The 5547-nt window shown below is 69.6% G+C and carries 1 protein-coding gene; it reads right to left on the bottom strand.

The features are described from left to right. Window positions 1-5547, bottom strand: a 5547-nt coding sequence (locus tag VML93_RS17065; protein WP_325612421.1) for a non-ribosomal peptide synthetase, incomplete at both ends; no start/stop codon positions are given.

Here is a 5547-nt window from a genome sequence, read left to right as displayed (position 1 = left end):
CAACACCCGTCGCAACCGCTCGACCAGCGCCTCGATGCTGGCCGCGTCGAACACGTCGGTGCGGAATTCCACCCTGCCGCCGATCCCGGCCGGCTCACCGGCTTGGCTCCACTGTTCGGACAGGGAGAACACCAGATCCATTCGGGCCGACTGGGTGTCGAGCGGCAGCGGAGTGACCTCCAGGTCACCCAGGGCCGGCCCGCCGGCCAGGTCGCCGGTGTGGCCACCGAAGTTCTGCCAGGCCAACATCACCTGCACCAGCGGGTGATGGGTCAGCGATCGGGTGGGGTTGAGCCGCTCCACCAGCACCTCAAACGGCACATCCTGGTGCTCGAAAGCCTCCAGACTGCGCGTCCGCACCTGGGCCAGCAATTCGCCGATCGTCGGGTCACCCGCCAGGTCGACCCGCAACACCAGTGTGTTGACGAAGAACCCCACCAGTTCGTCCAGTGCGGGGTCGCGGCGCCCCGCGATCGGGAAGCCGACGGCGACCTCGGGGCTGGCGCTGATCTTGGACAGCAGCACCGCCAGGGCGGCCTGCACGATCATGAACGTGGTCGCGTTGTGTTCGCCGGCGACTCGGGCAACTTGGCGCTGCAAGTCGGCCGGCCAGTCCACCGCCACGGTGGCCCCGCGCTGATCGGCCACCAGCGGATAGGGACGATCGGTGGGAAGCTGCAGCCGCTGGGGCATCCCGGCCAGGGCGTCCTGCCAGTAGGCGAGCTGCGCGGCGATCGGACTGGCGCTGTCGGCGATATCCCCGAACTGGGCCCGCTGCCACAGCGTGTAATCGACGTACTGCACCGCCAACGGCGCCCAGCCGGGAGCTTGCCCGGCGCACCGGCTGGCATACGCCATTCCCAGATCACGCACCAGCGGCCGCAACGACCACCCGTCGGCCGCGATATGGTGCACCACCGCTACCAGCACATGCTCCTGGTCGGCGACGCGGAAAAGCGTTGCCCGCAAAGGGATCTGGGATGCCAGATCAAACTGGTGACGCGCCGCTGTGCGGATCGCCTCATCCAGCCGGTCTGCCGGCCATCCGGTGGCATCGATCAGCTGCCAACCGAAATCGGCCCGCTCGGCGGGGACAACCACCTGCTGGGGTATCCCGTCGGGCGCCACGAACAGCGTGCGCAGGCTCTCGTGGCGGCCCACCACGTCGGCCAGCGCCGCCCCCAGCGTGTCGGCATCAAGCGTGCCGCGCAGCCGCAACGCCGCCGCGATGTTGTAAACCGGTGAGGGCCCTTGCAATTGGTCGACAAACCACAGCCGGTTCTGGGCGAACGACAACGGCACCACCGGCGGCCGGTGACCCGCCACCAACTGCGGCAGCCGACCCGCGGCCGCACCGATACGGGGTGCCAACTGGGCGACGGTGGGGGCCTCGAACACGGTGCGTACCGCGAGGTCGGCATCCAGGCCGGCGTTGACGGCCGCAGCAAGCCGCATCGCCGAAATGCTGTCGCCGCCAAGGTCGAAGAAGGAGTCGTCGACCCCCACGCGGTCGACACCGAGCACCTGGGCGTAGATGCCAACCAGCATTTCTTCGGTGGGGCTGGTCGGGGCGCGGTACTGACCCGCTGCGTATTCGGGTGCGGGTAGGGCTCGTTTGTCGAGTTTGCCGTTGGGCGTCACCGGCAGCGTTTCCAGCGCCACCACCGCCGCGGGGACCATGTAGCCCGGCAGTCGCTTTGCCAGCGCGGCGCGTGCTTCGGTGGGGTCGGCGGTGCCGGTGACGTAACCGACCAGGCGCTTGTCGCCGGGGCGGTCCTCGCGGGCGATCACCGCCGCCTGCTCGACGCCGTCCACCGCTGTCAGTGCCGACTGGATCTCGCCGAGTTCGATGCGATACCCGCGGATCTTGACCTGCTCGTCCGCGCGGCCTAGATAGTCCAGTTGTCCATCGGAGCGCCACCGCACCAGATCCCCGGTGCGATACATGCGCCCACCCGGCACTCCGAACGGGCAGGCCACGAACCGCGACGCCGACAACCCGCCCCGGCGCCAATATCCGCACCCCACACCGCGGCCGGCCAGATACAGCTCGCCGACCACCCCCGCGGGCACCGGCCGCAACCACGCATCCAGCACAAAGAAAGCCGCGCCCGCGGTGGGCGACCCGATCGGCGGGGCGCCTGAGCCCCGCATTAACGGCGCGCTCTTGGACAACCACATCGTGGTCTCGGTCGGGCCGTAGACGTTGACCATCGCCCGCCCCGGCGCCCACCGATCCACCAACTCCGGCGGACAAGGCTCCGCCCCGATCACCAGCGCCGCGCCATCCAAGCCGTCCGCCGAAAGCATCCCCACCGCAGATGGGGTCTGGGTCAGCACCGTGACCTTCTCGCCGACCAGCAGCGCGTGGAAATCGTGCGGGGAACGGGCCACCGCGTCGGGCACCACCACCAGCCGGCCGCCATGCAGCAGCGCACCCCAGATCTCCCACACTGAGAAGTCGAACGCGTAGGAGTGGAACTGCGTCCACACCTGCCCCGGCGCCAGCTCGACGCCGATCTGCAGCCCGTCGAACAGCTGCGTGACGTTGTGCTGCGTGACCGCAACGCCTTTGGGGACGCCGGTGGTGCCCGAGGTGTAGATGATGTGGGCGATGTCGTCGGGCGCCGGGGGCGGTAGTGCGGTGCTGGGCTGGGCGTGCACGGCGGGGTCTCCGACGTTTATGAGGTCGATAACCGTCACACCGAACCCGGCCAGCCGCTCCGCCAGAGCCGTGGTGGTGAGCGCGGCGATCGGGGCGGCGTCGGCGAGCATGAATTCGATGCGCGCCGCCGGCAGCGCCGGGTCGATCGGCAGATAGGCCGCCCCGGTTTTCAGCACCGCCAAGATCGCCACGATCGCCTCGGCCGAGCGCGAAAACTGCAGCGCCACACACGCTCCCGGGCCCGCGCCGCGCCCGGCCAGCAGGTGCGCCAACCGGTTGGCGGCCTCGTCCAGCTCGCGGTAGGTCAGGGTGCGGCCATCGCAGACCACCGCCACCGCCTCCGGCGCGCGGGCCACCTGCGCGGCGAACAACTCCGGAACCGACGACCGGTTCGCGGGCCGGGTTAGCACCGCCTGGTTGCCCATCGCCGCCAGCCGGGCATGCTCGCGTTCGTCGAGCAGATCCACCGACGACAACCGCCGCCCCGGATCGCCCGTCATCGCCAGCAACACCTTGTGCAACCGCTCGACCAACGCGTCGATCTCGGCGGTGTCGAACACGTCGGTGTCGTATTCGATGCGGAAACCCAGCTCGTGGCCCGGCTGGGCTTGCACGGTCAACGGGTAGTGGGTGGATTCCCGTGTGGTGATGTCGGTGATGGCCAACTCGTGGTCGCCCGACAATGCGCCGGCGTCGATCGGATAGTTCTCGAAGGCGAACAGGGTGTCGAAAAGCTGGTCCTGACCGGTGATTCGGTGCATCTCGGTCAGCGCGAGGTGCTGGTGGTCAAGGGTGTCGTTGTACGCGCCTTGCAGCTGATCCAAAAGGTCAGCGGTGGTGGTCGACGTCGTGATGCGCGCCCGCACCGGCACCGTGTTGATCAGTAGCCCGACCATCGACTCGGCACCGACCACGTCAGCCGGCCGACCCGAGACGGTGGTGCCGAAAGCGACATCGTGCTGGCCGGTCAACGAACACAACAGCTGCGCGTAGGCGGCCTGCAGCACGATGTTGACGGTGGTGCGACACGAGCGGGCCAGCTCGCCGACGGCCCGGGTGATCTCGGCGGGCAGCCGCAGCTCTTTCACGCTCTGCTGCCCCAGCTCCATCCGGTCCTGCGGGCCGACCAGGGTCGGGGTGTCGAACCCGGCGAACACCTCGCCCCAGGCCGCGCGGGCTGACTCGTGATCCCGGTCGGCCAGCCAGCTGACAAAGCTGCGGTAGGGCGCGACCGCGGGCAGCCGCTGCCGGTAGTAGGCGGCGAATATCTCGCCCAGCAGGATCGGCATCGACCAGCCGTCCAGCACGATGTGGTGATTGGTCAGCACCACGCGGTGCCGGTCTGCGGCGACGCGGACCAGGACGACCCGGAAGGCCGGCTGGTCGGCGAGCTCGCAGACGGCGGCGCGCTCGTCGGCGCAGAGCCGCTGAAGCGCCTCGTCGGGATCGGCGTGCCCGTCGAGGTCGACGAAGCGCCACGCCGCGACGGGATCGGCCGGGATGATCTGCACCGGCTCGTCGAACTGTTGGCAGAACCGGGCCACCAGATTCGGATGCCGGGCGACGACCGTGTGCACCGCGTCGCGCAGCCGGTCCCGGTCCAGCCGGCCGGTGATGCCGATATCCAGTTGCCCCGCATACAAGTCTTCGCTGCCCGGCGCGGTGTTGGCGTAGAAGAGCAGGCCCTGCTGCAGCGGGGTCAGCGGCAGCACGTCGGCGATCTGAGATTGCCGCTGCAGCTCGTCGATCTGCTGTTGGCTGAGCCGGGCAGGCGCGATGTCGGAGGGGGTCAACCCGCCGCCACCGGATCGGACATGCGCGCAGATGCCGGCCAGCGCGTCGAACCACAGCCGGTTCAGCCGGCTGATTTGCGTTTCGTCGAGAGCCGAAGGCGCCCACGTCCAGTCGGCCTGCAGGTGCGGGCCGGCCGCGCTGTCGAGGGCGACGGCGTTGAGCTCCGCGGTGTGCATCAGCGGCATCGACACCGACGCGGCCGTACCGGTGACCGACGAGCCGTCCGGGCAGATCCGCCAGCCATCACCCGCGGCGTCGGCAACCGCGCCCAGCCGGCCGAAGTAGTTGAACCCGATCGGCGGGTCGGACCCGGCCAGGTCGACATCGGTGTTGAGATACCGCAGCAGCCCGTAGGTCAGGCCGTCGGGAAGGGCGCGAAGCTGCTCTTTGGCGTCTTTGAGGACTGCGCCCAGCGCCGCATCGCCGTCGACCACCTGCGCCCAGGACAGCCCGCCCACCGACAAGGACACCGGGTATTTGGTGGTGAACCAGCCGACCGTGCGGGCCAGGTCGACACGGGGGCCCAGCTCCTCGTGGCGGCCGTGGCCTTCGACGTCGACGCCGATCGGCGCGCTACCGGTGCCCAAGAATTCTGCCCACGCCAAACCGAATGCGATCAGCAGAATCTCGTGCACTCCGGCATGGAATGCCGCCGGCACCTCACCGAGCAGCATGCCGGTGGTCTCGGCATCCAGCGACGCCGACAGGTGCCCGGCGTTCGCGTAGGTGTCTACGGCGGGCTGCACCGGGGGCAGCGCCGGGGGGATCGCCGTCACGCGCTGCCAGGCGTGGGCGTGCTCGACGACCGCCGGGACGCGTGCCTGCTCGCCCAAAAGCGTTGCCCAGCGCCCGAACGACGTCCCGGTCGCCGGTAACGCGACCTCGCTGCCCTCGCGATGTTGGGCCCAGGCGATGTTGAGGTCTTCCAGCAGAATCCACCAGGACACCGCATCGACGGCCAGGTGGTGAATGATCAGCGCCAGCTGGCCGGTCTCGGCAGCCCAGAGCGCGCTCAGCATCACCCCGGCGGCCGGGTTCAGTCGCGACCGCGCCGCGAGGACCGCGTCGTCGGACAACGCGTCGACGGA

It is taken from the genome of Mycobacterium sp., from assembly GCF_035499775.1.
Lineage (GTDB): Bacteria > Actinomycetota > Actinomycetes > Mycobacteriales > Mycobacteriaceae > Mycobacterium.
The sequence above is the reverse complement of the archived record's forward strand: the minus strand, read 5'-3'. Positions and strand labels throughout refer to the sequence as shown.